Origin of the sequence: Candidatus Erwinia haradaeae, assembly GCF_900698885.1 — a bacterium.
GTDB lineage: Bacteria > Pseudomonadota > Gammaproteobacteria > Enterobacterales > Enterobacteriaceae > Erwinia_E > Erwinia_E haradaeae_H.
This window is the reverse complement of record NZ_LR217705.1, coordinates 941,319-956,076: the sequence shown is the minus strand read 5'-3', so window position 1 is coordinate 956,076 and position 14,758 is coordinate 941,319. Positions and strand designations below refer to the sequence as shown.

12 protein-coding genes are annotated in these 14,758 nt (G+C 34.5%); 1 reads left to right on the top strand and 11 read right to left on the bottom strand.

Going from position 1 to position 14,758, the window contains the following annotated elements; genetic code table 11:
* Positions 1–51: 51 nt before the first annotated feature.
* From ERCISPPS3390_RS02995 to cysJ, 8 genes are all read right to left on the bottom strand, one after another.
* Positions 52–273: a septum formation initiator family protein gene (locus ERCISPPS3390_RS02995; RefSeq protein WP_197095325.1), complete on the bottom strand. Its 222-nt coding sequence runs from the start codon at positions 271–273 to the stop codon at positions 52–54.
* A 202-nt stretch (positions 274–475) separates the two neighbouring features.
* On the bottom strand, positions 476–1,081 hold the full coding sequence (gene cysC / locus ERCISPPS3390_RS02990; RefSeq protein WP_414626234.1) for an adenylyl-sulfate kinase: 606 nt from the start codon (positions 1,079–1,081) through the stop codon (positions 476–478).
* A gap of 31 nt (positions 1,082–1,112) precedes the next feature.
* Positions 1,113–2,519 (bottom strand): sulfate adenylyltransferase subunit CysN, encoded by a 1,407-nt coding sequence (gene cysN, locus ERCISPPS3390_RS02985; RefSeq protein WP_197095323.1) that lies wholly within the window; start codon positions 2,517–2,519, stop codon positions 1,113–1,115.
* 9 nt (positions 2,520–2,528) lie between these two features.
* Positions 2,529–3,437 carry a sulfate adenylyltransferase subunit CysD gene (cysD, locus tag ERCISPPS3390_RS02980; protein ID WP_197095322.1) on the bottom strand — a complete coding sequence of 303 codons (909 nt, stop codon included), beginning with the start codon at positions 3,435–3,437 and terminating at the stop codon, positions 2,529–2,531.
* Positions 3,438–3,474: 37 nt separating this feature from the next.
* Entirely contained in the window at positions 3,475–4,863 is a 1,389-nt protein-coding gene (cysG, locus tag ERCISPPS3390_RS02975) for a siroheme synthase CysG (RefSeq protein ID WP_197095321.1), read from the bottom strand.
* 1,061 nt (positions 4,864–5,924) lie between these two features.
* Positions 5,925–6,659: a phosphoadenylyl-sulfate reductase gene (locus tag ERCISPPS3390_RS02970; protein ID WP_197095320.1), complete on the bottom strand. Its 735-nt coding sequence runs from the start codon at positions 6,657–6,659 to the stop codon at positions 5,925–5,927.
* A gap of 11 nt (positions 6,660–6,670) precedes the next feature.
* Entirely contained in the window at positions 6,671–8,389 is a 1,719-nt protein-coding gene (cysI, locus tag ERCISPPS3390_RS02965; protein ID WP_197095319.1) for an assimilatory sulfite reductase (NADPH) hemoprotein subunit, read from the bottom strand.
* Positions 8,389–10,194 carry an NADPH-dependent assimilatory sulfite reductase flavoprotein subunit gene (gene cysJ / locus ERCISPPS3390_RS02960; RefSeq protein ID WP_197095318.1) on the bottom strand — a complete coding sequence of 602 codons (1,806 nt, stop codon included), beginning with the start codon at positions 10,192–10,194 and terminating at the stop codon, positions 8,389–8,391. Before cysJ ends, cysI begins: the two co-directional genes overlap by 1 nt.
* Positions 10,195–10,817: 623 nt before the next feature.
* On the opposite strand from cysJ, the gene queD reads away from it, so the two are divergent.
* Positions 10,818–11,177: a 6-carboxytetrahydropterin synthase QueD gene (gene queD, locus ERCISPPS3390_RS02955; protein WP_197095419.1), complete on the top strand. Its 360-nt coding sequence runs from the start codon at positions 10,818–10,820 to the stop codon at positions 11,175–11,177.
* Positions 11,178–11,646: 469 nt separating this feature from the next.
* On the opposite strand, the gene queE is transcribed toward queD, so the two are convergent.
* The 3 genes from queE to pepA form a co-directional block, all read right to left on the bottom strand.
* On the bottom strand, positions 11,647–12,318 hold the full coding sequence (gene queE / locus ERCISPPS3390_RS02950; RefSeq protein ID WP_197095317.1) for a 7-carboxy-7-deazaguanine synthase QueE: 672 nt from the start codon (positions 12,316–12,318) through the stop codon (positions 11,647–11,649).
* A gap of 227 nt (positions 12,319–12,545) precedes the next feature.
* Positions 12,546–13,055, bottom strand: a complete 510-nt coding sequence (locus tag ERCISPPS3390_RS02945) for a DNA polymerase III subunit chi (protein WP_231517347.1) — start codon at positions 13,053–13,055, stop codon at positions 12,546–12,548.
* 141 nt (positions 13,056–13,196) lie between these two features.
* Positions 13,197–14,717, bottom strand: a complete 1,521-nt coding sequence (pepA, locus tag ERCISPPS3390_RS02940; protein WP_197095315.1) for a leucyl aminopeptidase — start codon at positions 14,715–14,717, stop codon at positions 13,197–13,199.
* Positions 14,718–14,758 lie beyond the last annotated feature (41 nt).

Here is a 14,758-nt window from a genome sequence, read left to right as displayed (position 1 = left end):
ATACATAATATAAAGTCATATAGAATTCTTATTTGTTATGTATCTTGGATTTTATTCAGTATTTGGATCTTCAAGAATTTCGTCAGAATTATTTAAATCATTGATTCTCGATAAAAGTTTTTCATTTCTATCTTTAAGCAGAGAATTATATTCTTTCTGTAGTTTTAGATCACTGTTGATATGGTGAAAACTATTTATTCCATTTTTTCCCAACCAAAGAGAATATTGCAGCCAACTTAAAAGAACTAGTAATAATAATATTAATTTATCCACAATACCTCTTTATTCAACATTTCTCTATATTAAATTATTTTCACGATTTTTAGAAATGGTCGTTATCTTTCGAAATTGTAAAAAATTAATAATATTAAATTTTTTATTTTACGCTTTAGGTAATATAAAACTAAAATATGATGAAATTTATAAGAAACTATTTTTTGAATTTTTTTAAGAAAATATATATTAAATTATTATTTTAAGTTGTGAGAATATTTTTTGAACGCAAAAGTTCCAATACTTGCTCAGATAAATGCGATACCTTGTATTCACCATTTAGTCGCATTTCAGGTTGGATTGGAATCTGATATTCTGAATTAATACCAGTAAAGTAGCGTACTGTTCCGCTACGCGCTTTCTGATATAAACCTTTTGGGTCACGCGCCTCACATATGGCAAAAGGTGTATCGACAAAAATCTCTAAAAATTTCTCTTCTGTTAACATCTCACGAACCATTTGACGTTCGGATCGATAAGGGGAAATTAACGCAGTCAGAACAATTAACCCGGCATCTACCATGAGTTTAGCCACTTCACCAACTCTTCGGATATTTTCATAACGATCAGGTTTATCAAAACCAAGGTCTCTGCATAAACCATGCCTTAAATTATCCCCATCAAGCAAATAACTGCTGATACCTAGCTGATAAAGTTTTTCTTCTACTGATCCAGCTATGGTGGATTTACCAGAACCAGATAGGCCAGTAAACCATAAAACTATACCTTGATGGCCATGTAGAGTTTCTCGAGATGCTCGATTAATTGGATGACTATGCCATATTATATTTTTCTGGTCTTGCATTATGTTTCGCCTATGTTGTAATATAAGATGCGTTCTAATGCGGGAAATGACGACGTATAAGAGCCTTTAGCTCTATCTCGAAAGACTCATAGTTGATTCCGTTAGTATTAACAGTCACAGGGTCTGGTAATACTTGACGTATCATTCCGGCTCCTACGGTAGCGTTAGTGAGACGATCGATGATAATCATTGAGCCAGTTATTTGATTTTGTTCATAAACATCAACTGAAAGCATTTCGTCAAAGATAACATCTATACGACCTATCGCGTTTAATGGAAGCTCTTTACTAGCATGCTGCGTAAAGTTATTAATATTTATTTGGTAACAAATTTTATCAATACGCATGGATGTTAATTTATTGGCGATTTTTATATTAAAAATACTGCCTGGAATAAGGGGTTTTTTTGCCATCCAGACTATATCTATACTAGCAGATCGAACTGGTATTAATGCATCCTCTGCGTCTATTAGAATATCTCCGCGGCTAATATCAATTTCGTTTTGTAATACCACAGTAATAGCTTCTCCCGCAATGGCATAGTCTAGATTACCATCAAATGTCACTATGCGAGATATATTGGATTTTATGCCGCTTGGCATGGCTTTTATTAATTGCCCTACTTGTAAAACTCCAGAAGAAAGTGTGCCAGAATAACCACGAAAATCAAAATTTGGGCGATTAATATATTGTACTGGAAAGCGCATGGGTTGTTTTATAATTCTACAATGGACTTCAGTAGTCTCTAATAGTTTTAAAAGAGTTGAGCCTTTATACCAATGTATTTGACCAATGGCTCCAGTAACATTGACACCCTCTAAAGCGGATATAGGTATACAGTGAATATCAACAATAGCAGGAAGTTTGGTTGAAAAATCAAGAAAATCTCTCTGAATTGTCTGAAAAACCTCTTCCCTGTAATGTACTAAATCCATTTTATTAATAGCCACAATTAAGTGTTTAATTCCTAAAAGTGTAGCAATTAAACTATGCCGGCGGGTTTGCTGTAAAATTCCTTTTCGTGCGTCAATAAGTAGGATGGCTAGGTCACAAGTAGAAGCGCCAGTTGCCATATTACGCGTATATTGTTCATGCCCCGGGGTATCAGCGATAATAAATTTACGACGATTAGTAGAAAAATAGCGATAGGCAACATCAATAGTGATACCTTGTTCACGTTCAGCTTGTAATCCATCTACTAAAAATGCCAGATCCAGTTTATCTCCTTGAGACCCATGACGCTTACTATCATTTTTTAATGATATTAACTGATCGTCATAAACGTGTTTTGTGTCATGTAATAAGCGACCGATAAGTGTACTTTTACCGTCATCTACACTGCCACATGTAAGAAATCGCAATAGGCTTTGGTTTTTTTCTTTATGTATGCATATTTTTGATTTTTTTTGAGTTAGGTTATCTGTTGTAATAAAATTGGTCATAAAATTTCCTTAGAAATAACCTTGTCGTTTTTTTAGTTCCATAGAGCTAGTTTGATCGTGGTCTATCATGCGACCTGTTCGCTCGCTATTTTTACTGAGAAGCATTTCGGAGATGATAGCAGGTACTGTATTTGCTGTTGATTCTACTGCGCCAGTTAGCGGCCAGCAGCCAAGGGTTCGAAACCGCACCATTTGTTTCTTAATAATTTCACCAGGTTTTAAGTTTATTCGATTATCATCAATTACCATGATTATATCATTACGTTTTAGAACTGGACGAACAGCGGCTAGATATAATGGAACAATTTCAATATGTTCAAGAGAAATATATTCCCAGATATCTATTTCGGTCCAGTTGGAGAGTGGAAATACACGAATACTTTCACCTTGATTAATGATTCCATTATAGTTATTCCATAATTCTGGGCGTTGGTTTTTAGGGTCCCATCGATGAAAGCGATCGCGGAAGGAATAGATACGTTCTTTAGCGCGTGATTTTTCCTCATCACGGCGGGCGCCGCCGAAAGCTGCATCGAAGCTATATTTATCTAGGGCCTGTTTGAGGCCTTCAGTTTTCATAATATCTGTATATTGTGCGCTGCTATGTTCAAATGGATTAATGTTTATCTCTTCCCCTTTTGGGTTACGATACACTAATAGTTCTATACCCAGTTTTTTTACAGTATGATCACGAAACTCGTACATTTCGTGAAATTTCCATCCGGTATCCACATGTAACAGGGGAAAGGATATGGTTCCTGGGTAGAAAGCTTTACGTGCTAAATGCAACATAACTGATGAGTCTTTTCCAATAGAATATAACATTACTGGATTAGTGAACTCTGCTACAACCTCGCGGATAATATAAATACTTTCCGCCTCTAGTTGACGTAGATAGGTTAGTTTTTTTAAATCCATAATATGCCCTTAAGAAAAATTAGAATATATAAACTTGTTATCCATGTATTTTCTTGGAATTTTGATACCATGCTAGTTGTTGGTGTAGATTAACTACCGCACCTATAACTAATAACGTTGGAGCGGAGGTATGTCGTGTGAGTTCGAATAGGTTTTGTAATGTTCCGGTTTTAACCTGCTGGTCTTGATGTGTTCCTCGACTAATAACAGCCACGGGTGTTTTTAGATCGCGACCATGTCTGATTAATTGGTGAGAAATTTTATCTGCAGTTATAGAGCCCATATAAATCACTAGCGTCTGATCAGAGTGAGACAGAGTTGACCAGTCTATGACTGCCCCGTTATCTCGGCAATGTCCGGTGACAAATAAAACGCTCTGTGCATAGTCTCTATGTGTCAATGGAATACCGGCATATGCAGTAACACCGATCGCCGCAGTTACACCGGGTACAACCTGAAATGGAATGCCAGCTGATGCTGCCGCTTGAAGTTCTTCTCCGCCACGACCAAAGATGAAGGGATCACCACCTTTTAAACGAACCACCCTTTTACCTTGTTTAGCTAATGTTACTAACATATGGTTAATATCTTTTTGCGAAATGCTATGAGAATTAGCACGCTTTCCTACGCAGATTCGCTCAGCATCTCGTCGACCTAAGTTTAAAATTTCATCACTGACTAAATAATCATATAACAATACATCAGCTAACTGCATCGCCTGTAATCCACGCAAAGTTAGCAGTCCGCTGCTACCTGGTCCAGCGCCTACTAGAATGATTTCACCTAGTGATGCGTTTATATCACCTAGCTGGCGATCTAAAACACGCTTGGCCTCGTCTATATTTCCAGAGGCTATGTGGCTAGAGAATAAACCGTTAAAAGCTTTATCCCAAAAATGACGACGGTCTGACAGTATATAAAAACGTGCTTTTACTTTACTACGCCACTGATTTGCTATTTTTGCCATTTGCCCTATATGAGCTGGTAGTAAAGATTCTATTTTTTCACGTAATAATCGTGATAGCACAGGAGCTGTTCCACCAGATGAAATAGCTATGACTACTGGAGATCGGTCAATAATAGAAGGAAAAATAAAAGAACAGTTTGGTAGTTCATCTACTACATTGGCTAGAAGATATCGATCAGTGGCATCTTGATATATTCGGCTATTTAGTTGAGAATCATCCGTGGCAGCAATTACCAGAAAAACTTGTGCAAGTTGGTTAGGGTGATAAATCTTTGCTATCCATTGGAGGTGATTCATTGCTAACATATCTAATAGTGTTTTAGATAATTTGCAAGACACAACCCGTACATTAGCTCCAGCCTGATTTAGCAGTTGAATTTTTCGTGCCGCTATTTGACCACCGCCTACTACTAGTACTGGTTTTTGTCTGAGATTAGCAAAAATAGGTAAATAATCCACATGAACCTTCATAGTAACATAAGCTGATACAGGAGTATATGTGCTATCCTGAAGCGTAATAAATTATTACTTAAAATTAGTAATTATAAAATAAGTTTAACATAATGTAGTAAAAAACAAGTACTGTAATTTTCAAGTCTAATAGAACAATAAGTGTTATGAACATAATAAATATAGTAGTTTCATAGTTTAATAGTCATTTCGAACATAGCGATGATTCTAAAAATTTATTAATACAACAAAGATTATATTTATAAATTTTAGTATTTATTCTATTTATAAATTTTAGTATTTATTCTAAATAATCAAATAGATGATATTTATTTGATTGGATAATTATCCATCTTATTTAAGATTATTTTATGATGTTTGAGTGATTCTAGGTTAGAAACTATAAAAATATAGAAAATTTTTCTGCGCATCATCTTGAGTATACGTGTTGTACATAGCACACTTATGAGTTTTAATAGAAAAGATAATTAAGGAGTATTGCGCCAAAATTATTTTCACTAATAAAGTATTAATTTTTAATACAGGCAGTTCATATTAATTTAGCGCCTTATATGTAAATAGCGTTCTAATAAGACATAACATGTAATAAAAATATTAATGACATTAATATTTTTATTGTTTATAAATCTAAAATATTGTTTATATATTTATATTTTTAGAATTTTATTTTTTATAAAATTGGATATAGATACTCTATCGAGCATAAATAGTGAGTCTATGCTTAAAATATCAAATATATCTCTATCATACCAAGAATGCTGGAGAAAAACTTTTAAAAATTCAATAGCTAATATAGATTTTTATTGTTTTTACATTGAGTACAAACTAAAATTAAAGAGTATTGTACATTTTTAATTTTATTGTGTTTTCTTTTAGAAATTTCGACTTACTAAACTATCGCTTATTGTGGAATTGTGAGCTAACAAAATATTAAATTATATAAAGTAATATCATAGAACGTATATATTATTTTAGGTGTAATATAGTACATTAAAGACTATTATAAAAGTGTTATGTCTAATATTACCCAAATCATCATAGATACATTTTTAATCTTCATGCAAGCCGCATTCTCTTTTTAGACCAAAAAATCGAGTATCTTCTTCTTTCATCCCTGTTTCTAATTTTTTCGTAGTATGAACATCTCCAATGGATACATAACCAAGATTCCATAAAGGATGGTAATTAAGATTGTGTTTCTTGATATAATTAAAAATTTTTCGATTATCCCAATCAATAATCGGAAGCAGCTTAAAAATACCATGCTGAATTGTTAGAATTGGTAGATTTGCGCGAGTACTTGCTTGAGTACGGCGAAGACCTGCAAACCAGGTTTTAGCGTTTAATTCTTTTATCGCGCGCTTTAGAGGTTCTATTTTATTTATCTGATTATATTTTTCAATGCCTTCTATGCCTTGCTCCCACAATTTTCCGTATCTTGATTCTTGCCAGGCTGGACTTTGCAAACAGCGAAAAACATGTAATTTTAGTTGCATTTTTTCGGTCAAGTGATCAATAAACTGATAGGTTTCTGGAAATAAATAACCAGTATCAGTAAGAACTACTGAGATATCAGTTTTTTGTTGTGTGACTAGATGTAGACTAACCACTGACTGTATACCAAAACTAGATGTTAAAATAGCTTCTCCTGGTAGGTTTTCTAGCCCCCACTTAACACGATCCTCAGATGGTAGCTTAGTTAACTCATGATTAATACTCTCAAGTGCTATAGCGCGTTCTTTTTTTGATAACTGGCATAGCTCCATAAGGTTAAGTATTTCCACTTATCTCTCCGTTATTGCCAAAAATCTCTGGCTGGATCCAGTACTGGTTTAATAAGGCTATTTCGAATAGCAAAATCACCAAATCCTTCATTTTCTTCTCTTAAATTAGACCATTGATAAATTAATTTATCAAGGATTTTTAAGGCATCTTCTATGCTAATATTTTTTTGATATATGCGAGGAATTCGCGTACCAATACGATTACCACCTAGGTACATATTGTAGCGTCCAGGTGATCTTCCTATTAATCCAATTTCAGCCAGCAATGCACGAGCGCATCCATTTGGACATCCGGTAATGCGCAGCACGATATATTCATCTTCCATGCCATATTTTTTCATAATTTTTTCTATATGTGTGACAAATTCCGGTAAAATTCGCTCTGCTTCGGCCATGGCTAGAGGGCATGTTGGAAATGAAACGCACGCCATTGAATGATGACGCTGATGGCTCGTGTTTCCCATGAGACCATATAATCGCGCCATTGTTTCAATTTTTTCTTTTTCTGATTGCGTTACTCCTGATACGATTAAATTTTGATTTGCTGTTAATCTAAAAACACCCTTATGAATTTTAGCAATTTCTGCTATACCAGTTTTTAAAGGACGATTTGGGTAATCTAAAAGCCGACCATTTTCAATAAATAAGGTTAAATTCCATTTATCGTCTATACCATGCACCCACCCAAAACGATCTCCGCGAGTTATGAAGTGATAATGACGTATTGGCTCAAAAGTTACACCGGAACGATTTTCAACTTCAGCTTTAAAGACATGAGGAGTAACACGCTCTAGGGTATACTTAGTTTTAGCATTTTTACGATTAGTACGATTTCCCCAGTCACGCTGAACAGAAATTACTGCTTCTGCTATTTTAAGAATGTTATTTTTAGATAAATAACCAAATTCAGTTGCAGTTCTTGGATAAGTTGTCTTATCATTATGATCTATTGAGAGGCCACCGCCCACTAATAAGTTAAAACCAGTTAAGATTCCATTTTCAGTAATGGCAATAAAATTCATATCATTTGCGTGTAGATCAACCTCATTATGCGGTGGAATGACAAATGTGGTCTTAAATTTACGAGGTAAGTAGGTTTTACCTAAAATGGGTTCTGAGTCAGAAATAGTAGTTGCTTGTTGTTTGTCAAGCCATATCTCAGCATAAGCTTTGGTGCGTGGTAGTAGATGCTCAGATATTTTTTTTGCAGTCTCATAGACTTCCTGATGTAATATAGATTCCATTGGGTTCGAACTACATAATACATTACGATTCACATCATTGGCAGTACCTAGCGAATCTAAGCCAACGCTATTAAGTATTTTATGTGTTAATTTTAGGTTTTTTTTTAAAATACCATGAAATTGAAAAGTTTGGCGATTAGTTAAACGAATACTGCCATATAAAGTATTTTCTGTAGCAAATTTATCTATAGCTAACCATTGTCCTGTGGTTATAATACCACCTGGTAAGCGACAACGTAACATCATGGCATGTTTTGCATCTAGCTTCTGCTCTGCGCGCTCAGCACGAAGATCGCGATCATCTTGTTGGTACATTCCATGAAAACGAATTAGAAAGAAATTATCACCACTAAAACCACCGCTGAGATTATTATTTAAATCTTCAGAAATACTTCCACGTAAATAACAACTTTGCGCCTTCATGCGTTCAGCATCAACCAACTTACCTTTAATTAATAGCGGTCCAGAATATTTTTGATTACTCATTAGTAGATATCTCTCTGATAGCGGCGCTGAATACGTAAATCACTTAATAAGTCACTAGCCTCTGCTGCACCCATGGAACCGAATTTTGTAATAATTTCTATTAATGCTTTTTCTACATCTTTTGCCATATAATGTGCAGCACCACATACATAAAGATGCGCACCGTTTTTAATCCAGCTCCATACTTCTTTGCCATTAGCACGGATTTTGTCTTGTACGTAAATTTTTTGACTTTGATCACGTGACCAAGATAAATCTATTCGAGTGAGTAGACCGTCTTTGATGTATCTCTGCCATTCTATTTGATAAAGAAAATCCTCTGTAAAGCGTGGATTACCAAAGAATAGCCAGTTCTTACCAGTAGATTCTTCGCAGTCACGTTGCTGCATGAAGGCTCGAAATGGCGCAATGCCTGTTCCGGCTCCAATCATGATTATTGGTGTTTGTGGGTTTTCTGGTAAGCGAAAATTATCATTTTTTTCAATAAAAATACGTACTTCATCGCCTATACTTAAATGGTCTGCTAAATAACTAGAAGCCCCTCCGGCTCTATCGCGCCCATCTATGCGAAAGCGTACTACATTAACAGTAATATGCACTTCATTTTCATTTTCTTCTTGCGAAGATGATATCGAGTATAACCGTGGCGTACATGGACGTAGTATGCTAATAAGTTCTTCGGCGCTTATCTGACTTTTAGAAAAGCGAATCATATCAACAATAGGTGTATTTTGCGCATACTTTTGTAATGATGTATTTTTATTATTAACTTGTTTTAATAAGATCTCACTTTTTGAGAGCTTAGCATAGTTTTCAACTATTTTTGGTGTATTAACAGTAAGTTCAAAATGTTTTTTTAGCGCCTCTGCGATGGGGATATTCTCTCCTTTTACTGAAACTAGCTCTTTCCCTGTAAACGATAAGAGTTCTAGTAATTCCTGCACTAATAAGGTGTTATTTTCAAACCATACACCAAGGGCATCGCCTGGTGTATAGCGCAAATTAGAATGCATAAGGTCTATTTCAATGTGGCGTACGTCTTTTTCTGATCCTCGTCCAGTAATTTTTTGATTAACCAATAAACGTGCTTTCAGCGGTTCATGTTTAGTATAAGTTATACAGTTAATTTTATTAGTATTATCCTTTATCTCATAATCTATCTGGTCAGATGCAAGAAGGACTCGTTTTTTTAATATCTGAATAAGTTGAGCGCGCCATGCCTGAGCTTGTTCGGAATATTCTATGTCAGCATCTACGCGATCAAGAAGACGCTCACCACCTAATTCAGCTAGTCTTTTATCAAAATCTTTACCTGCTTGACTAAATAGTTCATAGGAGCTATCTCCTAATCCAAATACCGAAAATGCAAGAGAATGCATTGCAGGCGCGTTTTTAGATATTAAAAATCGATATAATGCGATTGCTTCTTCGGGTGGCTCACCATTTCCTTGTGTGCATGTGATTAAAACTAATAGTCTTTCACGGCTGATATGTTTAAATTTATAATCACAAGCATGGATGTGATTTACATTTAGTTTTTCTGTTAGGCACTCAATACGTAATTTCTCGGCAAGATTACGTGCATTTCCAGTCTGTGAAGCAGATATGATTGTCACAGATTGGGGCTGGGTTAGTTTTAACTTAGTGTTAGAGTAATTGTTTTTTTCTTGGTGCATCTTCCCCCAGAAATAGCCAGATAACCAGGCTAGTTGAACCACTGTACAATCGTCTGTAGCAGATTGCACATGAGATAGTTTTTCTGCTTCGATGGGTGGTATATTTTTTACAGGTACTTTAGTAGTCATTATATCAAAAATCCCAGAGTTAGAGATCGATATCGATAAGGTAACGGTTAACACGCAAAACTGATAAAGAAGGGTTATTCTAAATTCACATAAGACATTAATTAAATAATTATCTAAAGTATTCTTCTATCAACAAAAAGATGATTTTTGTTGCAAGTTAGTTATTTGAGTATTATGCAAAATGATACTTTATCAGAATGTCTATTCTGAAATAAATGTACTTATATTACAAGTAAATATCTCGCTGATTACGAGAAATCAGTATCTTCTTTTATTAGGATTTTCCTTATCATGTCTTTAGGTTATCTTTTGAAGGATAAAAAATGGCATCGAGATATAAGATTTGATCTTATTAGTCGGAATATTGATGAAGTATGGTAGATAAATGCATATTTTATTATGTGACAATTTACATAGATGGTAAAATTATACGGTTAGTAACACATTAATTAAAGTGGAGATAAATATTTTATGGATAATGTATTAGTAGTTATAGTTATAAATGCTTAAGTTAGCACGCTCTATCTTACGTGATGCAAAATCTTGTGTAAAATATTTTAAGGTATTTTAAAAAAAACTGTAGCTATAGCAGTGATTAATAAACCTTTATGAAGTGAGGTGGTATAATGATAACATTATTTAAAGATTTTAAATTTGAAGCTGCGCATTATTTACCTTACGTACCTAATGGTCATAAGTGCGGTAATCTGCATGGACATTCTTTTGCAGTTCGCCTGGAGGTGACTGCAGAAATTAATCCGCATACTGGTTGGGTAATGGACTTTTCTGATATTAAGCTTGCATTTAAGCCACTCTACACTCAGCTGGACCATGCTAATTTAAATCAGATACCGGGCCTTGAAAACCCAACAAGTGAGGTATTAGCTGTCTGGATTGGTGAAAAAATTAAACTAGCCCTTCCGGCTCTTAGTGCAGTTACAGTGCAAGAAACCTGTAATTCTGGGTGCATATATCGTATATAATACCATATAAAATTTTAAAAGAAAAGACAAGGTAGTTAAGCTATGTAAAGATTAGTATTTTATATAATATGATATAATATATAAGTTTTTCATCCTATGTTTATAGCTATAGCGTTTTTTATGAAATTTAGACTCGTCATTATTGATATCTTGATAAATATGATATACTGAAATTAATAATGTATTTGTCACTGATTTTGAATAATGCTTTTTGGCTCGTTTCTGTTATCTAATTTTAATTAGATGACTTAGATGATGTAAAATAACATTAGACATCAATCTATAGCACAAAAATATTATGCAGAATATTATATATTTAATGCTATAGTATAAAATATATCTTAAAATATATCTTAAAAAGATAACACATAAGATATCATACAGATGACTGTCTAAGTGGTTATTTAGTTTTAAGAAAAATTCTTATACAGAATATAAAATAATTAGGCTGGATTCTTAGATCATTCTATTAAGGGATGTCTATATATTTGTGTGTCTGCATCGATAAACGCCAGTTTTTCTGGATACAAGTTTTAATACAGAGCTGCGTAGCGCTGGTTCTGTGATTAATGGGTTGTAACGAAATAATGCGTTTTTTTTCATCTGTAATTGTTTTGATGCAGTTAATTAATGCATCAATATCACGTTGGCGACTAACTGGGTGTTTAATTTCATCTGCTCTTTTTAAAGCTTGATATAGTAAATTATAGTTTTTATTTTTTTTGATTTTTGGAGAGACCGTAACCCAAGTTTTCATGGAGCATAATACAACATGTGTTCCGCTAGTTTCTATTTGACAAGTTAATCCGCTAGCTTCCAAAGCGGTACTTAGTGGTCGCAGATCATAAAGACATGGCTCGCCGCCAGTTATGACAACATGTTTTGCTGTCCAGCCTAGGCCGATTATAGTATCTAGAATTTCTGTGGTATCAGCTGATCCCCACGAGTTGTTATTTGAAATTTTTAATGGGATTAATTTCCATGGTATTTCTCTCTGAGATGTTTTATCCCATGTATATTTAGTATCGCACCACTGACAGCCAACTGGGCATCCTTGCAGGCGTATGAATATTGATGGAACACCCACATAAATACCTTCTCCTTGTAAAGTTTGGAATATTGCATTAATTGGGTATTGCATTTATTCCTCTATGATAATAGTCAATATAGTTTTAAACTATAAAATAATAGAGTATATCGATATCTAACATTTTACTAGTGTTGCATGCGAATAATTTTTTATTGATTGCATTAAAATAATCAAATAAGAGTGAAGTGTGTGTTTTTAGTATTGATTTATCAGGGATAATACTTGATGGTTTGCAATGGCTTTATTAAAGACTTATAGTTTCTGTTATCTAATGACATTTAATGATATTTAACCTGAGGATGAGATAGTTTGATAGTATGTAATTTAAACCCTTGTTCGCGATATTGTTTGTAACGCTCGCGTGCTAATTTCTTCGATGACTCCTCTATGGGAACAAAATCTATTATGTTATAAAAAGATAGTATATAATTAGAGCATTTTGTCAGTAGATTAATGACTACATCGTATTTTTTATTAGAGCAAGAATCTTCCCATGTAAGTTCTACCGGTGCGCCATGTTTTGGTCCTTCATTTGTTATGTTGTGAGGTATAAAAGAATAAGGTAAGCTTTTCCAGAGAATATTATCTAACCGAATCGCCTGTTTTTTGTTTGCACAGGCGATTAATACGCGTTTTTTTTTATCACGCCATATTTTGTAAACTAAACTACAAATTAATTCTTCTTGCGTGGTGATGGTAGATAATTGTTGATTAGGTGCTACAAGATAGAAGCTTGCGTGTTTCATCAGCATATTTTTAAAACGTCCACTAATGTAGTTATTAAGCATGATATAAGTTAAATATTTCCATCAATCTAGAACAAGTTAGATAAGAAAAAAAGAAATTTTTAGCATCGCAACGCGCTGGAATTTCGTTGCACGGATTGCACATGTCTTGTGTGTGTATTTCTGATTCATTCTAGGGGCATCCTAGGAAGATCTGCTCATACGATAGGCTCGATTGATTAAAAACTGAGATAATAAAGCTACTGGTCGACCGGTAGCTCCTTTCATGTGTCCAGACTGCCATGCTGTTCCGGCTATATCTAGATGTGCCCAATGGTACTTATGAGTAAAACGTGCTAAAAAACAAGCCGCGGTAATAGCTCCGGCATGTTTTTTGCCAATATTAGCTATATCAGCAACATTGGAGTCTAGTTGTTGTTGATATTGCTCCGTGATTGGCAGTCTCCAGATGTGATCTCCAGCTTGTTCTGCTGCAACTCTTAGTTCACTCGCTAGTGGATTATAGTTGGAAAATAATCCGCTCATGTGATGCCCTAATGCGACAACGCAAGCACCTGTTAATGTAGCTATATCAATTACTGTGTCTGGCTGAAAGCGCTCAATATATGTCAATACATCACACAATACTAATCGACCTTCGGCATCAGTATTTAATACCTCTACTGTTTGTCCGGACAAGGTAGTAACTATATCTCCTGGGCGATAAGCGTAGCTACCTGGCATGTTTTCACAACCGGCCATAATTCCAATGATGTTAAGTGGTAAGTTAAGCTCAGCAGCTACACGCATAGCACCATACACAGAAGCTGCACCACACATATCATATTTCATTTCATCCATATTTTCACTTGGTTTAAGTGAAATACCACCAGTATCAAAGGTTACACCTTTTCCAATTAAGATGATAGGATGAGTTTTTGGATCTAAAGCACCTGAATATTTAATTACTGACATTATAGATTCATTACGCGATCCATGACCAACAGCGAGATAAGCATTCATGCCTAACTCGGTCATCTCTTTCTCCCCAATGGAATAAGTAGTTATTTTGTGACTCCATTCTTCGGCTAGCTGGTGTGCTTGCGTGGCAAGATAAGAAGCATTGCAGATATTTGGCGGCATGTTGCTAATGTCTTTTGCTATTTTGATACTACTTGCAATAGCTAAACCATGTGTTATGGCATGTGTTCCGATACTGAGCTCGCTATTTTGAGAGAGACTAAAGATAACATTGTTCAATGAGGATGTTGGTAAATTTTTTTTATTTTTTAGCTGATTAAAGCTATATATCGCATCGTGAGTTACTTCTATAGCATGACGTATTCTCCAGTATACGTTACAGCCTTTAATATGAACTGGTGTTTCAGTAAGAAAACAAATGGCCTTTGTGAACCCTGAGTTGTTTAATTTTTGAATAGTTTTGTAAATAATTTTTTTATAATTTTCTTGGTTGATGTCTCGTTTTTTACCACACCCAATTAGTAAAATACATTTAGAAAAAATCTTTGGCGCATGATGTAACAACAGAGTTTGTCCAATTTTTCCTTGCATTGAGCTATTTATCAGTACAGAGCGAATGTAACCGTTACTAATTTTATCTAATTTTTCAGCAATTGGCGATAATCGTCGAGATGCAAAAACCCCTATAACAATGCAGGTATTTTTATATTTTTCTAAATTGCCAATCCGAACAGTGCATTTCATGTACTCTCCTGTTTATTCTTTTTAAATAAACGTCCATGTAG

Bases quoted from the DNA above. Each gene is read 5' to 3' on its own strand.
- pepA (WP_197095315.1), bottom strand. From the start codon at position 14,717: ATGAAATGCACTGTTCGGATTGGCAATTTAGAAAAATATAAAAATACC.
- cysJ (WP_197095318.1), bottom strand. From the start codon at position 10,194: ATGACTACTAAAGTACCTGTAAAAAATATACCACCCATCGAAGCAGAA.
- queE (WP_197095317.1), bottom strand. From the start codon at position 12,318: ATGCAATACCCAATTAATGCAATATTCCAAACTTTACAAGGAGAAGGT.
- cysN (WP_197095323.1), bottom strand. From the start codon at position 2,519: ATGACCAATTTTATTACAACAGATAACCTAACTCAAAAAAAATCAAAA.
- cysI (WP_197095319.1), bottom strand. From the start codon at position 8,389: ATGAGTAATCAAAAATATTCTGGACCGCTATTAATTAAAGGTAAGTTG.
- ERCISPPS3390_RS02945 (WP_231517347.1), bottom strand. From the start codon at position 13,055: ATGCTTAATAACTACATTAGTGGACGTTTTAAAAATATGCTGATGAAA.
- cysD (WP_197095322.1), bottom strand. From the start codon at position 3,437: ATGGATTTAAAAAAACTAACCTATCTACGTCAACTAGAGGCGGAAAGT.